This is a genomic window from Exiguobacterium aurantiacum (assembly GCF_001766415.1).
GTDB lineage: Bacteria > Bacillota > Bacilli > Exiguobacteriales > Exiguobacteriaceae > Exiguobacterium > Exiguobacterium aurantiacum_A.
In genome coordinates this window covers 48,085-66,377 of the sequence record NZ_MKXO01000005.1, presented here as the reverse complement: position 1 = coordinate 66,377, position 18,293 = coordinate 48,085, and the positions used below count along the sequence as shown (strand labels likewise).

At 52.1% G+C, this 18,293-nt stretch carries 17 protein-coding genes and 1 riboswitch; of the genes, 5 read left to right on the top strand and 12 right to left on the bottom strand.

Going from position 1 to position 18,293, the window contains the following annotated elements; genetic code table 11:
* Positions 1-23 precede the first annotated feature (23 nt).
* On the bottom strand, positions 24-389 hold the full coding sequence (locus BJU60_RS10620) for an ArsR/SmtB family transcription factor (RefSeq protein ID WP_070328849.1): 366 nt from the start codon (positions 387-389) through the stop codon (positions 24-26).
* A gap of 145 nt (positions 390-534) precedes the next feature.
* Between BJU60_RS10620 and yhfH the strand changes: the two genes are divergently transcribed.
* Positions 535-696 carry a protein YhfH gene (gene yhfH / locus BJU60_RS15040; protein ID WP_016509445.1) on the top strand — a complete coding sequence of 54 codons (162 nt, stop codon included), beginning with the start codon at positions 535-537 and terminating at the stop codon, positions 694-696.
* 29 nt (positions 697-725) lie between these two features.
* Here yhfH and BJU60_RS10615 read toward each other — a convergent pair whose 3' ends face one another.
* The 3 genes from BJU60_RS10615 to BJU60_RS10605 form a co-directional block, all read right to left on the bottom strand.
* Entirely contained in the window at positions 726-1,073 is a 348-nt protein-coding gene (locus tag BJU60_RS10615) for a fluoride efflux transporter FluC (protein ID WP_070328848.1), read from the bottom strand.
* A complete protein-coding gene (gene crcB, locus BJU60_RS10610) occupies positions 1,073-1,477 on the bottom strand; it encodes a fluoride efflux transporter CrcB (protein ID WP_070328847.1) in 405 nt (134 codons plus the stop codon). Before crcB ends, BJU60_RS10615 begins: the two co-directional genes overlap by 1 nt.
* A gap of 92 nt (positions 1,478-1,569) precedes the next feature.
* The gene (locus BJU60_RS10605) at positions 1,570-2,772 is read right to left on the bottom strand and encodes an ornithine--oxo-acid transaminase (protein WP_070328846.1); all 1,203 of its coding nucleotides are present in this window, start codon (positions 2,770-2,772) and stop codon (positions 1,570-1,572) included.
* A 158-nt stretch (positions 2,773-2,930) separates the two neighbouring features.
* On the opposite strand from BJU60_RS10605, the gene BJU60_RS10600 reads away from it, so the two are divergent.
* Positions 2,931-4,973, top strand: a complete 2,043-nt coding sequence (locus BJU60_RS10600) for an EAL domain-containing protein (RefSeq protein WP_070328845.1) — start codon at positions 2,931-2,933, stop codon at positions 4,971-4,973.
* 42 nt (positions 4,974-5,015) lie between these two features.
* Here BJU60_RS10600 and BJU60_RS10595 read toward each other — a convergent pair whose 3' ends face one another.
* Positions 5,016-6,419 carry a basic amino acid/polyamine antiporter gene (locus BJU60_RS10595; RefSeq protein WP_070328844.1) on the bottom strand — a complete coding sequence of 468 codons (1,404 nt, stop codon included), beginning with the start codon at positions 6,417-6,419 and terminating at the stop codon, positions 5,016-5,018.
* Positions 6,420-6,643: 224 nt separating this feature from the next.
* On the opposite strand from BJU60_RS10595, the gene BJU60_RS10590 reads away from it, so the two are divergent.
* Entirely contained in the window at positions 6,644-8,272 is a 1,629-nt protein-coding gene (locus tag BJU60_RS10590; RefSeq protein WP_070328843.1) for a peptide ABC transporter substrate-binding protein, read from the top strand.
* A 110-nt stretch (positions 8,273-8,382) separates the two neighbouring features.
* On the opposite strand, the gene BJU60_RS10585 is transcribed toward BJU60_RS10590, so the two are convergent.
* From BJU60_RS10585 to ade, 3 genes are all read right to left on the bottom strand, one after another.
* Positions 8,383-9,975 (bottom strand): Na+/H+ antiporter NhaC family protein, encoded by a 1,593-nt coding sequence (locus BJU60_RS10585; RefSeq protein WP_070328842.1) that lies wholly within the window; start codon positions 9,973-9,975, stop codon positions 8,383-8,385.
* 113 nt (positions 9,976-10,088) lie between these two features.
* Positions 10,089-10,264, bottom strand: a riboswitch (Lysine riboswitch).
* A gap of 69 nt (positions 10,265-10,333) precedes the next feature.
* Positions 10,334-10,606, bottom strand: a complete 273-nt coding sequence (locus BJU60_RS10580) for a hypothetical protein (protein WP_070328841.1) — start codon at positions 10,604-10,606, stop codon at positions 10,334-10,336.
* 117 nt (positions 10,607-10,723) lie between these two features.
* The gene (gene ade / locus BJU60_RS10575; RefSeq protein WP_070328840.1) at positions 10,724-12,433 is read right to left on the bottom strand and encodes an adenine deaminase; all 1,710 of its coding nucleotides are present in this window, start codon (positions 12,431-12,433) and stop codon (positions 10,724-10,726) included.
* A 119-nt stretch (positions 12,434-12,552) separates the two neighbouring features.
* On the opposite strand from ade, the gene BJU60_RS10570 reads away from it, so the two are divergent.
* The gene (locus tag BJU60_RS10570; RefSeq protein WP_070328839.1) at positions 12,553-13,089 is read left to right on the top strand and encodes a gamma carbonic anhydrase family protein; all 537 of its coding nucleotides are present in this window, start codon (positions 12,553-12,555) and stop codon (positions 13,087-13,089) included.
* A 428-nt stretch (positions 13,090-13,517) separates the two neighbouring features.
* On the opposite strand, the gene BJU60_RS10560 is transcribed toward BJU60_RS10570, so the two are convergent.
* Entirely contained in the window at positions 13,518-14,066 is a 549-nt protein-coding gene (locus BJU60_RS10560) for a nitroreductase family protein (RefSeq protein ID WP_070328837.1), read from the bottom strand.
* Positions 14,067-14,252: 186 nt separating this feature from the next.
* Here BJU60_RS10560 and BJU60_RS10555 point away from each other — a divergent pair, with 186 nt between their 5' ends.
* Positions 14,253-14,867, top strand: a complete 615-nt coding sequence (locus tag BJU60_RS10555) for a hypothetical protein (RefSeq protein WP_070328836.1) — start codon at positions 14,253-14,255, stop codon at positions 14,865-14,867.
* Between the two features lie 99 nt (positions 14,868-14,966).
* Here BJU60_RS10555 and lysA read toward each other — a convergent pair whose 3' ends face one another.
* Genes lysA through BJU60_RS10540 form a run of 3 tightly spaced genes read right to left on the bottom strand, consistent with a single transcriptional unit; the run spans position 14,967 to position 18,257 of the window.
* Positions 14,967-16,259: a diaminopimelate decarboxylase gene (gene lysA / locus BJU60_RS10550; RefSeq protein ID WP_070328835.1), complete on the bottom strand. Its 1,293-nt coding sequence runs from the start codon at positions 16,257-16,259 to the stop codon at positions 14,967-14,969.
* Positions 16,229-17,317, bottom strand: coding sequence for an alanine racemase (gene alr, locus BJU60_RS10545; RefSeq protein WP_070328834.1), 1,089 nt, complete (start codon positions 17,315-17,317; stop codon positions 16,229-16,231). Before alr ends, lysA begins: the two co-directional genes overlap by 31 nt.
* Before the next feature lie 13 nt (positions 17,318-17,330).
* Positions 17,331-18,257, bottom strand: coding sequence for a branched-chain amino acid transaminase (locus tag BJU60_RS10540; RefSeq protein WP_070328833.1), 927 nt, complete (start codon positions 18,255-18,257; stop codon positions 17,331-17,333).
* Between the last annotated feature and the right edge of the window lie 36 nt (positions 18,258-18,293).

Genomic DNA, 18,293 nt, shown 5'->3' with positions numbered 1-18,293 from the left:
TGTGTTGTCGCAGTAGACACTTCTCAAAGACCTGATTGCTGTTCGGCACTGTGCGCCATCGCGATTTCGACGAGAAGGCGAACGTGCTCGTCATCTAATGAGTAATAAACAACTTTCCCATCTTTACGATATTTTACGAGCCCTTGATCGAGGAGCGTCCGTAAATGATGAGACGCGGTCGCGTTCGAGTGTCCGATCACGGCGGCGACGTCACAGACACATAATTCTTGCTCGAGCGTCAGGACGTACAGCACTTTCAGTCTCGTCGGATCAGCGAACGCCTTAAACAACCGACTGACTCGGTTCGCATCCAATCGCACAAGCGCCTGTTGCAATACAGCCACGTCTTCACTTTGGATGGCGATTGTTTCGCATTGTGGTGCCTTCATCCGTGTCACCTCATTTCGTATAATTTCATTTTAGCAAATCCAAACAGAAAAATCTGTTATAGATTATAATTGACTTAAACACAACTGTTATAATACAATGAATACAACTTAACAAACGCACGCATACTTAAAGGAGGCGCTTTATATGAATGAATGGGCAAGCCGACTCGAATCGTCAGTCGAATTTTATCGGAAATTACCAGATAAGACGTGTCAAGAATGCGGACAACATATGGATGAGCAGTGTGAGTCTTATGAAAACACATGCGCATCATGTGCTGAAAAGCTTCAACTCGCTGAACAATAAACAATCCCTCGGAGTTTCCGAGGGATTGTTTATTGTCCAAATTGGTAGCCAAGGTAGGCGGCAATTAAACCAAAGACATACGTCGCCAGTAAGTATAAACCAAAGCGAAGCCAATCTTTCGTCACGAACCGCATCACTTCAAGTTTGAACGTCGAGAACGTCGTGAACGAACCGAGGAAGCCGACACCGATTCCGAGTCCCACCACCGAAGGTACAGGGGCCGCATACAAATATCCGAGCCAAAACGATCCGGTCACGTTCACGAACAAAGTCGCCCAAGGAAAGACCGATCTCGTCCATACTTTAACGAGCTGACCAATTCCGAAGCGGGCCATCGCCCCGAAAAAGGCACCGATCATCACTGTCACAACAGTCATCACGCCTCCCCCTCTCGCTTCACAAAACGCCGGAATCGTCTTCTTCCTAGTTTATAGCCTAACCACGAGCTGAACAGACCGAGGACGATGCTCAGTGTCACATAGGTGAGCGCTCCGATCAGGTTCCCTGACTCGATCATCACAATCGTCTCGACACTGAACGTCGAGAACGTCGTGAACGAACCGATAAACCCTGTACCGACCGCCGTAATGACCATCGGTGAAAGCCGTCCGGTTTGAAACAAGTAATGGGTGAGCCAACCGAGTAGAAAACTGCCGATCAAGTTGACGGTGAGCGTCCCTAGCGGAAATGTACCTGTCCACAACGTATGCATCCCTATACCGACCCCATACCTTGCTAGCGCTCCAAGCGCTCCTGCTAAACCAACGTAAACGTAGAGCACGACCGTTCCTCCTTACGAAAAGACACCTGCCGCGAAAACATCGCCCGGCAGGTGTCTGCATTTCTTCTCAAATTATAACAAGCCCTCCCGCATTATGAAATAGGAGTCGGTGCGAATACAGCCTCGATTGCCGTGAACGCTTCATCGAGTTCTTCTTTCGTAATGACAAGCGGTGGTGCGAGTCGAATGACCGTCTCGTGCGTCTCCTTGCAAAGCAAGCCACGCTCTTTAAGCGCCTCACAATAAGGACGAGCCGCTTCCGTCAACTCGATCCCGATGAATAGGCCGCGGCCCCGCACTTCTTTAATGCGTGGGTTGTCGATTGACTTTAAACGGTCCATAAAGTACGTCCCGAGTTCGAGCGAACGCTCCGGAAGCTGTTCTTCTTCAAGCACCTCGAGCGCAGCGATCGATACCGCCGCCGCGAGCGGGTTCCCCCCGAACGTCGACCCGTGCGATCCTGGATTGAACACTTGGAGGACGCTTTCGTTGGCAGCCACGCACGATACCGGGAAGACACCGCCACCGAGTGCTTTTCCGAGGATATACATATCGGGATCGACGCCTTCCCATTCGATCGCGAACCATTTTCCAGAGCGGCCAAGACCTGACTGAATCTCATCTGCGATGAACAACACGTTGTTCGCCTTACACAATTCAGCCGCCCGCTTCAAGTAACCCGCCGGCGGGATGATGATACCCGCTTCCCCTTGAATCGGTTCAACGATGAACGCCGCCGTGTTCTCCGTGATCGCCGCCTCGAACGCGTCGATGTCTCCGTACGGCACGACTTTGAAGCCTGGGAGGAGCGGTCCGAAACCGCGCTGATAGTCCGCTTCTGTCGACATCGACACAGCCGCCATCGTCCGCCCATGGAAGTTGCCGGTGCAGACGATAATCTCGGCTTGCCCCGGAATTTGTTTGACCTCATAGGCCCAGCGCCGTGATGCCTTGACCGCGGTCTCGACCGCTTCGGCACCGGTGTTCATCGGTAACACCATTTCTTTATTTGTAAGCGTTGCCACTTTTTTGTAGAAGCGACCGAGCTGATCGTTGTAGAAAGCACGTGACGTCAACGTGATCTTGTCGGCCTGATCTTTTAACGCTTGAATGATTTTCGGATGACAATGCCCCTGGTTGACAGCCGAATACGCACTCAACATATCCATGTAACGATTTCCTTCCGGATCCGTCACCCAAATCCCCTTCGCCTCCGAGATGACGATTGGAAGCGGATGATAATTGTGCGCCCCGAATTTCTCTGTCAATTCAATCACTTCTTGTGTTTTTGACATTTGATTTCCCCCTTATGAAAAAAAACTACCTTACACCTTCAGTATATGATGACCGTCTTTCTTTTGACAACGACGAACTTGCCCGTTCCTTGGGTTGGGAAAATAAGGTACACTGAACGTATAGTATGACTTATTTGATGTAGATTGGAGGAATTTGTGTGACTTCATTGCGTGATTTGCCGATTGATACGTTCATCGATGCCCTATCGATCCCATGCTGTTACATCGATTTTGACGGCACCGTCCTTCTTTGGAACGAACAAGCGGAGACGCTGTTCGGTTGGGAGCGTGACGAGGTACTTCACCACGCATTACCCGTCGTCCAACATTTAGAGCAGGCGCTTGAAACGTGGTCACCATTGCTCCTTCAATATCCATTCTCGACGACGGCGTTGACGGCGTTTAAACATAAAAACGGCTCGGTCGTCTATGCGACCGCTTACTTACAAACTTTTTCGATCAACGACGTCAACGGCTATTTTTTAGCCTTCCTACCGAAAGGCTTCGGTCCGCTCATCAGCACCGAGCAGTTCAACCTGCTCCACCACTTCCAAGCGATGATCGAGCATTCGACTTATTATTTGGCAGCCAACGCTCGTGGCGAGATCACCGAGATCAATCCGCTGTTGTGCGACTTGATCGGGGCACCTGAACAACAATTCATCGGTCGTAACTGGTTCGAGCTCATTCACCCATCCTTTGAAGATGATCCGATTGCAGGTGTGGTACGTCAAGCGCTCACGACCGATCAAATTTGGAACGGCGAGATGCCGATTCGATCGCAACGACATGTGACGAACATCTGCTGGCTCAACTTGACGATTGTACCGATTTTAAGTGAAGACGGCGAAATCGCCCAGTACACGGCGTTTGGTTTCGACGTGTCTGATAAAAAACGTCTCGAACAAGAAGTGAACTACCTCGCCTATCACAACGATTTGACCGGGCTGTTAAATAAAAAAGGGCTCTTGCGCCAATATGCGCACTCACTTACTGACGTGAAAGAACATAACGGGTTGTTGCACGTCGCCCTCTTCGATATCGATCGGTTCAAAATTATCAACGAGTCGTTCGGTTCACGCGTCGGCAATGAACTGTTGCTCCAAATTAAAGACCGGGCTGAACGCTTCCTGCCCCAGTCGAGTGTCATGTTCCATCCTTCGGGCGGCTTGTACGGTATTCTTTTCTTTGAACAATCAAAAGAAGAAGTGTTCCAGCTGCTTCGTCAACTGCAACACGAACTGCAACGACCGTTCCGGATTTACCACCATTCGATCATGTTATCGATCTCGATCGGTTGCGTGTTCTACCCGTCGGCCACTAATTCGTTGGACGAGCTGTACACCCGGGCCGAGAGCGCTTTGTTCAAAGGCAAGCGCATCGGTGTCGGGACGATCCAATTCGTCACGAAAGACATGGACGATGCGTTCTCAAGACAAATCCATATCGAAAAAGCGCTGTACCAAGCGCTCGAAGAAAAACATTTTTATCTCGAATACCAACCGAAGTTCGACTTGAAAACGGATAAGCTGATTGGATTTGAGGCGTTACTGCGCTGGCATCACGACCAACTCGGGCAAATCCCGCCTTCGGAGTTCATCCCGCTCGCTGAAGAGATGGCGCTGATCGTCCCGATCAACAACTGGGTCATTCTTGAGGCCACCAAGCAACTGAAGGCGTGGCAACCGCTCGTCAATCATCCTCTATCGATGGCGGTCAATATTTCGCCGAACCAGTTCCGCAGCGAGAGTTTCATCAACACGCTCCGAAACATCAAGCAACAACTCGACTTGAACCCGTCCGACGTCATCCTCGAGATCACGGAAAGTCTCGTCATGCAACAGACGGAGGAAACCATCGCTCGGATGAATCAAATCAAACGGCTCGATTACCGCCTGTCGATCGACGACTTTGGAACCGGCTTCTCGTCGCTTCAATACTTGAAATCGTTCCCGGTCGACGAGCTGAAGATCGACAAAGTGTTCCTCGACGACTGGTTGACGTCGAAGTCTCACTTGCTCGACGTCATCGTCCACCTCGGCAAGAGTTTGAACCTTCACGTCGTCGCCGAAGGCGTCGAAGACCAAATCATGCTCGACCATTTAAAAGAGACCGATTGCGACTCGTTCCAAGGATTTTTATACGCCAAACCAATGCCACCCGACCAAGTCGTCCGGTTGCTCACGAATAACGAGACATAAAGAAGCACCGGTCGTCATCTCGACGACCGGTGCTTCTTTTGATTAGAGGCTAATCGCAGCCGTCCATAGTCCGTACACACCATAAGTCGCCGCGAGGATGATGACAGTCGCAATCGCATACTGAATCCCGCTTAGGAACTTCCGTCCTTGCTCCCGTTCTGCGAGCATGAAAACGAAGATTCCCGGCGCATACAAAATCATTGCGATGAGCATGTATTCAATCCCGGATGCGTAGAGTAACCATGCCGCGTAGAGCGAGGCGACACTCGAAACGAGGACCATTTTTCGAACACCAGTCCGCCGTGCCTCTTTCCAGCCGAACAAGGCCGAGAATAAGTAAGGCACGAGCGCGGCGATACCGGCGATGCTCGAGAGCACCAAGTACGTCTGTTCCGAGAACAAGGCGATGACCGTGACTGCTTGCGTGAACGCTTGCGTGATGAACAAGGCGCTCACCGGCGTATCATTTCGATTGAGCCGATTGAACAATTTCGGGAACACACCGTCCCGGCTCGCCACGTAGGAGATCTCCGTCGCCAATATCGTCCACCCGAGCAACGCCCCAGCGAGCGACACGAGCAGACCGATATTGATGATCGTCGCACCGACCGGACCGACGACCGCTTCGAGCACGTACGCCATCGACGGTTCCGGGAGCGCCGTGAGTTGTTCTTGCGTCATGACGCCAAAGGAGAAGATTGAAATCATCATGTAAATCAACAGCGTCCCGATGAGGCCGATCACCGTCGCCCGCCCGACATCGCGCTTATTGCGCGCCCGCGACGATAAGACGACCGCGCCTTCAATGCCGACAAACGCCCAAAGCGTCACGAGCATCGTCGATTTCACTTGGGGAAACACGTGCGACCAACTGAAACCAGACTCTCCCCAAACATCGATTTGGAACGTCTCAATCTGGAACGCAAACAAAATGAGCACGATGAACAAGAAGATCGGGACGAGCTTCGCGATCGTCGTGACGATGTTCAAGAGCGCCGCCTCCTTCATCCCTCGAGAGATGAGCCAGAACAGCCCCCAAATGAAGAACGCGCTCATCACTAACCGGAACGATCGATGCTCTGCTGAAAAAATCGGGAAAAAGTAACTGAGCGTGCTAAAGATCAGCGTGATGTTCGCTACTGTCCCGATCCAAGCGGACATCCAATAACCCCAGCCGCTATTGAAGCCGACGAACTTTCCGAACCCTTCTTTGGCGTAGGCATAAATCCCACCCTCAAGTTCAGGACGTGAATCCGCCAAAAATTGGAATACGAACGCCAGCATAATCATACCGACCCCTGTGATCGTCCAGCCGATCATAACTGATCCGACCCCGGCACCTTGGGCCATCGCGCCTGGCAAGTTAAAAGCTCCTCCGCCAATCATCGTCCCGACGACCATGGCAGCGAGCCCGAAAAAGCCGATTCCGGCTGATTGTGACTTCATTCAAAACCCTCCAACATTAGTTCACTTTTATCGAATAACTATACACACATAATGTATAAACATTCGATGATTTTCTCATTCTACTGAATAAAGGAACGTTTAGATAGGTATTTTAGTAATGTTTGTATTTTCGAATAATTTAAAAAATTTCATTGCGCATTCATTCTGTTTGTAGTTTAATTGCAATATATTCGAAACAATCAGAATTTTCGGGAGGTAAGACAATGCGGAATAAAAAATGGTTAGCTTTATCGGGTGTCGCTTTGCTTGCTACAGCAGCATGTGGCGGTGGAGAAGAGGCAACAGATTCATCGGACGGATCGTCATCAAGTGACGCGAAAAAAGAAGTCACGCTCGTTTCGGCAACTGATTTGCCACAGCTTGACCCGACGCTTACGACCGACTCGACATCGATCATCGTGACGAACAACGTCTTCGAGGGACTGTATCGTCTCGATGAGAACAACCAACCAGTACCAGGTATTGCTGAGGACGTCGAGATTTCGGAAGACGGTCTTACATACACATTTAAATTACGTGACGCCAACTGGTCAGACGGCTCACCAGTCACAGCCGAAGACTTTGTCTACTCTTGGAAACGTGCCCTCAACCCTGAAACGGGTGCCGAGTACGCATACATCCTTCAAGACTTGAAGAACGCCAACAAAATCCTCGGCGGCGAAGCTGAACTCGATTCACTCGGTGCGAAAGCAGTCGATGAGAAGACGCTTGAAGTTCAATTGGAAGCACCGGCTCCATACTTCCTCGGGTTGACAGGATTCCCGACGTACATGCCGCAAAAACAAGAGTTTGTCGAAGAACAAGGCGAGTCGTTCGCGACAGCCGTCGATAAAACGCTCTACAACGGCCCTTACGTACTTGATAGCTGGCAAGACAACGAAGGTTGGGTTTATAAAAAGAATCCAGATTACTGGGATGCTGAAAACGTCAAGATGGACACGATTAACGTCAAAGTCGTCAAAGAAGTCGCGACCGGTGTCAACTTGTTCGAGTCAGGTGAAGTCGACTATACGCTCTTGTCTTCTGAATTCGTTCCACAATTCCAAGAAGCAGAAGAGTTTAAAACACGTGCTGACGCACGGATCAACTTCCTTCGTTTCAACCAAAAGAATGAAGCACTCCAAAACGTGAATATTCGTGAAGCGTTGGCGAAAGGTTTCGACAAGCAAGGCGTAACCGACGTCATCTTGACAGACGGTTCACAGCCGGCCAACTTCATCGTCGCTAAGGACTTCACGTTCACGGAAGACGGAGCTGACTTCCGCGAGAAGTATCCTGATCTTCAAAGCTACAACGTCGACGAAGCGAAAGCTGCCTGGGATAAAGGACTTGCCGAGCTCGGCGTCGAGACGATCGAACTCGAGTTCCTCTCACGTGATGAAGAAGCGTTCAAGAAAGTCAACGAGTACATCAAAGGTGAACTCGAGAAGAACTTGCCTGGACTCACGCTTAACATCAAACAACAGCCGTTCAAAAACTTCCTCGAGCTTGAAGGTGCAGGCGACTATGATATCTCTGCTGCCGGCTGGGGCCCTGACTATCAGGATCCAATGACGTACCTCGACATGTGGATCACAGACGGTCCGTTCAACCGGATGGCGTACTCGAACGATGAGTACGATCAGTTGATCCAAAGCGCGAAGAAAGAAGCTGATCAAATGAAGCGTTGGGAGACGATGCAAGAAGCTGAACGCATCTTGCTCGAAGACGACTTCGCGATCGCACCGATCTACCAAAAAGGTGAAGCTTACCTCGAGCGCTCAAACATTCAAAACATGTACCGCCATCCGTTCGGAGCTGACGCTAGCTTCAAGTGGTTGGACGTTAACTAAAAAACAAATCCTGTCGCATAGCGGCAGGATTTGTTTTTACATTCCATACAAAAAAGATGTGTGTCACGAATCGCGTGACACACATCTTTTCGGATTGTTAGACGAGCTGTTTACGCTTCACGCTCAGCACGCATCTCTGCCGGCACTTGGCCGCGCTTCGAGATGACTTGAGCGACGACCAGCGCGACGACGAACGTCGCGAACGCCGCGAAGAAGCCAATCCACATCGAGCTTGTGATCCCAAGAACCAAGTAACCGACCGCCGACACTCCTGCCGCGATCAACGCGTACGGGAGTTGTGTCAACACGTGGTCGATGTGGTGCGACCCGGCACCCGTCGAACTGAGGATCGTCGTATCCGAGATCGGTGAACAGTGGTCACCGAACACGGCACCTGCGAGCACAGCGGCAAGTGTCGGGAGCAACAGCTCTGGGTCGACCGCCATGATCAAATCAGCACCAATTGGTAGCATGAGACCGAACGTCCCCCAGCTCGTACCTGTCGAGAACGCCATGAGACCGGCGATCGCGAACAAGATGAGCGGCAAGTATGACGCCGCGATCGTATCTGTGACGAAGCTTGCCAAGTAATCACCAGTTCTCATATCCCCGATGACGGCAATGATCGTCCAAGCGAACAGCAAGATGAGTACGGCTGGCCACATGGCCCGGATACCGGCCCACGCTGCATGACCGTAGTCTACAGCTGGAATGTTGCGACCGATGAGAAGCAAGAACGCCACGATCAAACTGATGACCGCGCCGGCAACGAGTGAACGCGTCACGTCCGTCGATTCGAACGCTCCGAGCAGCGAGAAGCTTTGACCGTCAGCAGCAAGCGCTTGGCCACCTGTGTAAAGCATGGCCGAGACGGTCGCGATGATCAAGACGATGATCGGGACGATCAAGTCGCGGACTTTCCCACCATCATGCTCTTTAATGTCTTCACTCATTCCCATCGGCGCACCTTTCGACACATCGTACAGTTCGCCTTGAAGCGCGCGAAGTTCATGCGTGCGCATCGGTCCGATGGCAAGCCCTGTGAAAGCGACGTACCCTGTCAACATGAGTGCGAAGATGGCATAGAAGTTCATCGGGATGATTTGAATGAACGCCGAGAACGACGAGTAGCTGTCGATTGAGTACTTCGTTAAAATACCAGCGATGATGGCGATGATGTAGGCCCCCCAGCTCGAAAGTGGGCTGATGACACAGACCGGAGCCGCCGTCGAGTCGATCGTATACGCGAGTTTAGCGCGCGATACTTTCTTCCGGTCCGTCAGCGGTCGGCTAATGTTCCCGACAGCGAGACTGTTAAAATAGTCGTCGATGAAAATCAAGATTCCAAGACCGAACGAGACGAGGCGCGCGCCGCGCGCCGTTTTGACGTTAGAAGCCGCCCATTCACCGAACGCGCGAGCGCCGCCCGATGTTTGGATGATTGACGATAAAATACCAAGCAAGAGCAAGAACGCGATCAAGAGCACGTTCCATTCGTTTATGGCCCCATCTGCCCAGAACAAGGCGATGACGTTCGACCATAAGTACTGAATCGATTCGAGCGGATTGAAGTTATGAAGGAGCAAGACCCCTGCGATGATCCCGACACCGAGTGACGGAATGACTTTCCTTGTTGTGATCGCCATAATGATGGCGAGTAGTGCTGGTACTAACGAAAGTACCGATGTTGAATAATCTACCATGCTGATTTCCTCCTCTTCTGTTTGAGATGAGGCCCCCCAATGCTTAAAAAAACGCAAAGCGAGGGCATCGGCAACAAAGCCGACACCCTCGCTGGATGTTCCGTCTTTCTTAGCCGACTTGGAGCGCTCCATACGTAATATATGTATGGCAGTCTGACGGGTGTTTCCCGTCAGCCCAGCATAAAGTCAGAGACATGACTTTACACTTCGGCGATTCTGCCTTTCTGTAGTCTTCACCGTTGTCATCCTCGGACTACTTACTCATCAGCATCGCACCTCTACCTCATCGATAGCACGAATATTCATTTAAAGTTACGTCTAAATTATCATAGGTTACAGTAACATATCAATAGTTTTTTTAGTCACGGACGATTTGTTTTAATACAGCGAGCGCGGCTTGGTCGTTTGACTCAACGGCTTTAAAGAAATCACTAAAGAAATGATAAAGCACGAACCGCTCGGCATGCGATGACGTATGATCTTTGATCGTCAATAAAATCAAACGGCGCAACCGTCGCTTCGTCTGCGTCTCGCTAGGCAATTCTTCACACCGGTCCTTGAAGGCACGATACACAGAATTGATCAAATCCTCATGTTCATCATACGACCGGTTGTAAGCAACTTGTTCCATCTGTTATATCCCCCCTTTCAATTTGTACCGATGAAACTTGTTGTAACTATATCAACTTAAGCGCACGCATTCAAACGTTTCGGGTTGGTCTTTACGAAAATCATACGTTAGACCGAGTCAATTTCCGATAAATGAGAACGTTGTCACATCAAACAGTCCCATGTCCGTCAATTTCAAGTCGGGAATGACGGGAAGTGCCAGGAACGACATCGTCAAATACGGGTTGAAGTGACGATGAGCCCCGACGACGTCAAGTGCGTCGTTCAGCTGTTCGAGCACGTCTGCGACTTCATGATACGGACGCCTCGTCATGAGCCCTCCAATCTCGAGCGGCAAGACGGCAAGCACTTTCCCTTCCGAGACGGCGACGACACCGCCACCGACCTTCTCGAGCGTCTCTGCAGCCAGTAACATGTCTTCCGGGCTGACACCGGCGATGACAAGGTTATGGCTGTCGTGGGCGACCGTCGCTGCGAGCGCACCACGTTTGAGTCCAAAGCCCGTCACCGGTGCGAGCGCCATATGGCCCGTCCCGTGATGCCGCTCGATGACGGCGAGCGTCACGATGTCCTCGTTAAGATCAGCGCCCGATTCATCCGGATTGAACACGTGGCGGACGTGCTTCGTCAACAGGCTGTTCGGCAACACTTGAATCACGTCGACCGCTTCTTCCTTGATCGGCAGGCGGAACGAGTCAGTTGTCAGGTCCGGGAGTTTGAGCTCACCTTTCATCGGCTTCGGCACTTCAATCCCTTCGGCCTCGAACGTGGCTTTCCCCGCTCGAGCGACTACTTCACCATCGACGTAGACGGTTTCGATGTTAACCGATTCGACGTCTGACAAGATAACAAAGTTCGCTTTTTTGCCCGGCGCGATCGCACCGACGTCTTTCAAGCCGTATGCTTCGGCCGCATGAAGGCTGGCGATGGCGTATGCCGTCTCCGGCTTGACGCCCTGACGGATTGCCATGCGGATATTATAGTCGATACCACCTTCTGCCACGAGATCATCGAGGTGCTTGTCGTCCGTACAGAACAAGAAGCGGTGGGCATTACTTTCGGTGATGGCCCGACTCACTTTCTCGACGTTCCGCGCGACCGAGCCTTCGCGAATCTGGACGTAAAAGCCACGACGGACCCGCTCGATCGCCTCTTCTGCCGTCGTGCATTCGTGGTCGGTCATGATGCCGGCTGTCCGGTACACGTTTAACTGATCAGGATTGAGGCCTGACGCGTGACCATCGACGACTTTCCCCGCGAGTTCCGTTTGTGCGATTTTTTGGAGCATGTCCTCGCTTCCGGCTTCGACCGATGGATAATCCATCACTTCCCCGAGACCGTGCACTCCAGGGTCCCCTAAAAATGGCGCAAGATCTTCGGCGTACAGTTTGGCGCCCGCGTGTTCGAACGGCGTCGCCGGGACGCAGCTCGGGAGCATCATCCGGACGTCGAGCGGCAACCCGTTCGCATCGGCAAGCATATACTCGATCCCGAGCGCACCGTTGACGTTCGCGATCTCATGCGGGTCGGCGATGACCGTCGTCACACCGAGCGGCAGGACCGCTTTCGCAAATTCATGCGGAGGCACCATCGACGACTCGATGTGAACGTGTGAGTCGATGAATGACGGAGCGAGCGTCCAAGACGGGTCATGATATTCCGTCTCCCCTTCGTAACCTTCCCCGATGGCGACGATATAGCCCGAGTCGATGGCGACATCGGTGCGAATCGTCTCGCGACTATAGACGTCGATGACCGCTACGTCCTTAAAGACGACCGCCGCTTTCTTTTTCTTGGCGGCAATGTCGATCAAATATTGTTTTTCCATCTGTCTGTCTCCTTTTGCAACGTATTTTACCTATCTTATCAAGAATAATCTTTCGGGCGCAATTTCTTTTTGTAGTTGTGCGACAATGGGAGCATATCTAATTGAAAGGGGTTACACATATGCAATACAAATTAGGAGACCTGATCCCACAAGTCGACGAGACGGTATTCGTCGCACCTGGCGCCCACGTCATCGGTGACGTCACGATCGGAGCCCATTCCGGTGTCTGGTTCAACACCGTCATTCGTGGAGACGAGGGCCCGATCCAGATCGGCGCTTATGTCAATATTCAAGACGGGTCGATGATCCATCAATACGAAGGATCGCCGACAATCATCCATGACCGTGTCTCGATCGGCCATATGGCGATGATTCACGGTTGTGAGATCGAGGAAGGGTGTCTCATCGGGATGCATGCGACCGTGCTTGACGGTGCGAAAGTCGGGAAAGGGTCGTTCGTTGCCGCCGGTGCCCTCGTCACCCCGAATATGCAAATTCCGGAAGGTGTCATGGTCATGGGCGTCCCGGCCAAAGTCGTCCGTCCGCTCAATGACGAAGACCGCTTCATCATGGAACGGACCGTCAACAAGTATGCGAAGCGGGCCGAGCAGTATTTGAACACGTGTGAACCGCTAACACCGACACAAAGTTTGTGAAAGCGTTTACAAGATTCATAAATTGTTAACGATTACCCCGATTTTTCTTCATGTTTCCCTTGTATACTGAGGATGTAGTCAAGCCGACGTGTCGAAAGGGGCCAATTGTATGTATCCAAACCATGCACAACTCATGTTAGACCTGTACGCCTCGTCCATTAACCCGAGCTATTGCCTTCACATCGATGATTCGTTCGATGATACGCTAAAAGGTACACATCGAGAGGTTTGGGAACGGATGCAATCGGATAATGACATAGAAGAAGAAACTCAAACTGGGGGAAAATAATTACCATGATTCCGACGAATGTCATTCAAAACTGGCTTGCTGGCAAGCTCAAAAAATAAACTGAGACGTTTTTAAACGTCTCAGCCTGTTTATACATCCTGCTCGAGTGCGGCCACGCCGTGCTCGAGCTTTTTCATGTTCACTCGAAGATCGTCAAACACGCATCAAGCGACTGCCGCGCCTTCGTCGGCGGAACGTCTTCAAATCGTCCGAGTTGGAGCAGACCGACGAACGTCTCCCCGTCCGCCCCGATCATCTCCTGCAGGCGAGCGTCTTCGAAGATACCGCCCGTCCGCCAGACGAGCCCGATGTTTTGCTCGGCACAGAGCAAATGGAAGTTCTGGATGAACGTCGCCGTCGCGAGCAGTGCATCCTTCTGCCCTTTCTCCGTCTCAAACGGCTTCGTCGTCACGTACACACACGCCGCCGCGTTGCGGATCCGTCCGGTAATCTTCTCTCGCTTGGCCTCAGGACCGTCTTGAAACGCCGGTTCGAGCGCGTCTAACAACACGCCTTTCCCGTCTCCATTGAACAAATAAAGATTCCACGGCTCGACTTTGTTATGAAACGGCGCTTGGTGGGCCGAGGTGAGCAACTGATACAGCAATGCCGTATCAAGCGGTTCCTCTACAAACATCCGAATCGTCCGCCGCGACTCGATCAACTGTTGTCCGACTGTCTTCTCCATTAGAAATCACTTCCCCTGATGTAGTCTTTTTCATCATAAGTGAAAATGGTTCTCACGTGTAGCAATTTGACCGAAAAGCATGGGAACTTGATAGCTCATCGTCCCGTATATAGAAATGACTAGATTTTTCTTTTGATTGAAACTTGTACTACGTTTGAAGACGATACAAATAAGGAGAGGATCACCGTGACCCCACGTTTCAAATCGTTTCTATTATGTACGCTCTCGCTCGTCATCTTTACAACAGCATGTCAATCCGCGACATCGTCACCTTTGACGATTGACATGAAGAGCGAAGAAGAACAACGCCAAATCGTAGACAACTTCACGTTCGACGATTATAAAGCACTGTTTGACGACGTCATCACCGAAGCAAACAAGTTCGACGTTGAGGAACCGTTACGAAAGTGGGTAATTCGGACATTGTCCCAAGAGAAACTGTATTATGAAACCGACTTGACGGATGAACAAGTTATCACGCTCTCAACGGAAGCGATGAAGCATGATATCGCATGGAAAACGGTCGCAAAAGAGCAGTACAACATTCACGTAACAGAAGAAGAGATTGACCGTTACATTCAACAAGGCCCGGATCGGAGTGATTTACCGAGTCATCTCGCCTACGCGAGCGCCCTCGGCTTGTCGCTGCAACAACTAAATCATCAGTTCGATCGAGACCTTTATGAAAAGAATACGATTTGGCTAAAGTTGAAACTTGAGTTGGAAAAGAAGTACCAGACAGACGACAACAACGAGCTCGTTGATCGCTATGAAGCGGAAGTCAACGCACAGCTAGATTAACCTGATAGATCGACTCGGTAAGGTCGCATCGGTCGTTCATACGAAAAGGGGTTCAGTCGTTTTTATGACTGAACCCCTGTTCTTTATCTGCCTACAAAATTATGTCGATTGTCCAATCACTTCACACGCGACCAAGTCTTCGAGCGTCTGTCTGCGAACGACGAGACGATGTGTCCCGTCTTTCACGAAGACGACGGCCGGGCGGAGCATTTGGTTATAGTTGCTCGCCATCGAGAAGTTATAAGCGCCTGTCGCTTTGACGAGGAGAAGATCCCCGGCTTCAACCGGCGGGATGAGCGAACGGTTCGAGATGATGTCTCCAGACTCGCAGCACGCCCCGACGATCTTCGCTTCAAGCGTCTTCGCTTCATCCATCCGCGTCGCCGCGATGACGTCATATTCGGCATCATAGAGGGCAGGACGGATGTTGTCTGTCATGCCGCCGTCGACCGAGACGTATGTGCGGACACCGCTCACGTCTTTGACCGTCCCGACTTCATACAGCGTCGCACCGGCGTTGGCGACGAGCCAACGTCCCGGCTCGATGCCGATTTTTGGGAGCGGCAAACCGAATCGCTCCACTTCTGAAACGAGCGTATCCATCACTTGCGTCATCGTAGCGGCAAAGTCGAGCGGGTCATCCGTCTCAAGATAGGCGACGCCGAAGCCACCGCCGATGTTCAACACATCAGCCGTAAAGCCGGTCTCCCGACGAATCGTCTCGATGAAGTTGACCATCGTCTTGACCGTATTGATGAACAGCGTCGGTTCTTGAATCTGTGACCCGACGTGACAATGGATCCCTTTCAGATGAAGACGTTCCGCCGCGAGTGTTTCCCGGACCGCTTCGAGATACGTGTCGTCATGCGTCGGGAAACCGAACTTCGTATCGACCCCACCCGTCTGGATCGCCTCGTGGGCGCCTCCGACGACTTGCGGGACGATGCGGAGCAAGACGTCGACATCGACATCATGCTTTACGGCGAGACCCGAGAGCAGACCGATCTCACGCATGTTGTCGATCGTGAAATGGCTGATGCCGTTCTCGAGCGCGAACGAGATGTCTTGCACCGTCTTATTTGACCCGTGAACGTGAATCCGGTCAGCCGGGACACCGGCATGGAGCGCGACGAACATCTCACCGCGTGAGACGACGTCGATGCTCAAGCCCGCCGTCATGATTTTCTCATACACGGCCGCGATCGACATCGCCTTTGACGCATAGAGCGCGTACGTGTTCGGATACTTATCTAAAAATGCGCTCCGGACGAGCCCGAGCCGAGCTTCAAGTTCTGGCTCGCTCATGATATAGAGCGGTGTCCCGTACGTCGCTTGAAGTTCTTGGACGGATACGCCCTCGATCATACAAACGGATTGGTTGCTGGTGTACATAAAATGCCTCCTTCAAAGCGATGCGGGACACGCCATGAGCGTGCGCATAGTTGTTCCGAGTTGTTGGCGTGCCCGGACCGGGTCACGTCATCGATCTTCGTCTCATTACCGTACAGCTCGACCCGGTCACCGATTTGAACCGTCTCGTCGACGCGGAGGAAGCTGTGGCTCATGAAAATATTGCTGACGAACGGGAACGCCCGTCCATTAATGTGGACCGGCAAATGCCGGCGGGCCCGCATCAAGCCATCGCCATATCCGACTGACAACACGGCGATCCGCTCTTTCGACGGTGCCGTGTAGCCCGTTCCGTAGCCGACGTGTGCGCCGGCCTCGATATCGTGCACGGCAACGACTTCCGTCTCCCAATGAAACGCCGGGACGAGCCAATCGACCGCCTCGACCGATGAGTAGCCGTAGAGAAAGATTCCGACCCGGACGTGCGTGCAGTGCCCGAGGCGCGGATCAGCTTGAAGCGTCGCCGCGCTGTTGGCGGCATGGACGACTTCAAACGAATGCCGTTCGATCAGCCGCGTCGACCAGTCGGCAAACCGTTCGACATGGACACTGTGCTCGATTTCGGCGTTATCGGCGTCGGCGAGCGGAAAGTGTGTGCATAAACCGACGAGGTCGAGCTTTTCATCTTGGCAGAACGCTAAGATGGCAAGCGCTTCTTCGAACGTCTTCGCACCGAACCGGTTCATGCCGACATCGAGCTTCAAATGAAGACGGACGCCGTCGAGCTCATGGCGTTGTGAGACGAGCCAATCGTACGAACCGATGGCGACGTCTAAACCGTCGCGATGCACGGCCGACCACTCGTAAACGGGGTTCATGACGAGGACGTTCGCCTCGGGTGCATGCACCCGGACCTCGCTCCCCTCGTCGAGCGTCGTCACCATGAAGTGACGCACCCCTTCTGCGTACAATGTCGTCACAACTGGCTCCATCCCTAAGTTATAGGCGTTGTTTTTCACGACGGCAAACACCGGTCGGCCGAGTGCCTCGATCCGACGTTTGTTCTCGCGAATCGCGTTTAAGTCAATTGTGACTCCCATACACATTGCTCCTTTATTCTTTGACTGCTTCTTTGACGAACGTGATCCAATCGCGGTGTGCCGGGATTTGTCCCGTCACGGTCTCGCGGTAACGGGCGAGCATAGTCGTTGCGACCGTCTGAACCCCGCCGCCGATCGAGATATTGTCGACTTCGATGACACTCGTCACTTCAGCTGCTGTACCCGTCAAGAAGATCTCATCTGCTACATACAATTCGTCACGTCCGATATGGCGCTCAATGATCTCGAACCCTTCTTCACGGGCAAGATCGATGACCGTTTGACGCGTGATGCCGTCGAGGACAGAACAGTCGAGTGACGGTGTGAAAATTTTATTGCCTTTGACGAGGAAGATGTTGGCGACGCTCGCCTCGCTGACGTTTCCGTTCATGTCGAGGGCGATCGCTTCGTCATACCCGTCTCGGACCGCTTCTCCTTTAAGGAGCTGCGAGTTCATATAGTTGGCTGCCGCTTTCGCTTGCATCGGCATCATCGTCGACGAGACGCGGCGGTACGACGCGACTTTCGCCCGGATACCGACCGTCTTGCTGAAATATTCGCCGAGCGGCCAGCATGAGATGGCAACGTGTACTTTCGTTTCCTGCGTCGGCATGAGGGCCTGCCAAGGTGTGCCGAGGAAAACGAATGGACGGATGTAACACGCTTCAAAGCCGTTGCGTTCGATCAATTCGATCGTCGCTTGTTCGAGCTCGTCGACCGTGTACGGTAGTTCGACGTGATAGTAAGCACACGAACGAACGAGTCGCTCCAAGTGTTCACGGAGTCGGAAGATGGCTGGACCTTCCTCTGTGTGATACGCCCGAATTCCTTCGAAGAACCCGCTACCGTAGTGGATCGCGTGCGTCATGATACTCGTGTTCGCGTCACTCGGCTCGATCCAAGCCCCGTCTTTCCACATCCATTGTCCATATTGTTCCATTGTTCAACTCTCCCATTCACTTTTGATATTTTCTGT

What these genes read in the sequence shown, in the direction of transcription:
- alr (WP_070328834.1), bottom strand. Translation starts at nt 17,317, where the DNA reads ATGGGAGTCACAATTGACTTAAACGCGATTCGCGAGAACAAACGTCGG.
- BJU60_RS10560 (WP_070328837.1), bottom strand. Translation starts at nt 14,066, where the DNA reads ATGGAGAAGACAGTCGGACAACAGTTGATCGAGTCGCGGCGGACGATT.
- BJU60_RS10620 (WP_070328849.1), bottom strand. Translation starts at nt 389, where the DNA reads ATGAAGGCACCACAATGCGAAACAATCGCCATCCAAAGTGAAGACGTG.
- BJU60_RS10570 (WP_070328839.1), top strand. Translation starts at nt 12,553, where the DNA reads ATGCAATACAAATTAGGAGACCTGATCCCACAAGTCGACGAGACGGTA.
- BJU60_RS10605 (WP_070328846.1), bottom strand. Translation starts at nt 2,772, where the DNA reads ATGTCAAAAACACAAGAAGTGATTGAATTGACAGAGAAATTCGGGGCG.
- BJU60_RS10580 (WP_070328841.1), bottom strand. Translation starts at nt 10,606, where the DNA reads ATGGAACAAGTTGCTTACAACCGGTCGTATGATGAACATGAGGATTTG.
- ade (WP_070328840.1), bottom strand. Translation starts at nt 12,433, where the DNA reads ATGGAAAAACAATATTTGATCGACATTGCCGCCAAGAAAAAGAAAGCG.
- BJU60_RS10590 (WP_070328843.1), top strand. Translation starts at nt 6,644, where the DNA reads ATGCGGAATAAAAAATGGTTAGCTTTATCGGGTGTCGCTTTGCTTGCT.
- BJU60_RS10585 (WP_070328842.1), bottom strand. Translation starts at nt 9,975, where the DNA reads ATGGTAGATTATTCAACATCGGTACTTTCGTTAGTACCAGCACTACTC.
- yhfH (WP_016509445.1), top strand. Translation starts at nt 535, where the DNA reads ATGAATGAATGGGCAAGCCGACTCGAATCGTCAGTCGAATTTTATCGG.
- lysA (WP_070328835.1), bottom strand. Translation starts at nt 16,259, where the DNA reads ATGTACACCAGCAACCAATCCGTTTGTATGATCGAGGGCGTATCCGTC.
- BJU60_RS10615 (WP_070328848.1), bottom strand. Translation starts at nt 1,073, where the DNA reads ATGACTGTTGTGACAGTGATGATCGGTGCCTTTTTCGGGGCGATGGCC.
- BJU60_RS10595 (WP_070328844.1), bottom strand. Translation starts at nt 6,419, where the DNA reads ATGAAGTCACAATCAGCCGGAATCGGCTTTTTCGGGCTCGCTGCCATG.
- BJU60_RS10540 (WP_070328833.1), bottom strand. Translation starts at nt 18,257, where the DNA reads ATGGAACAATATGGACAATGGATGTGGAAAGACGGGGCTTGGATCGAG.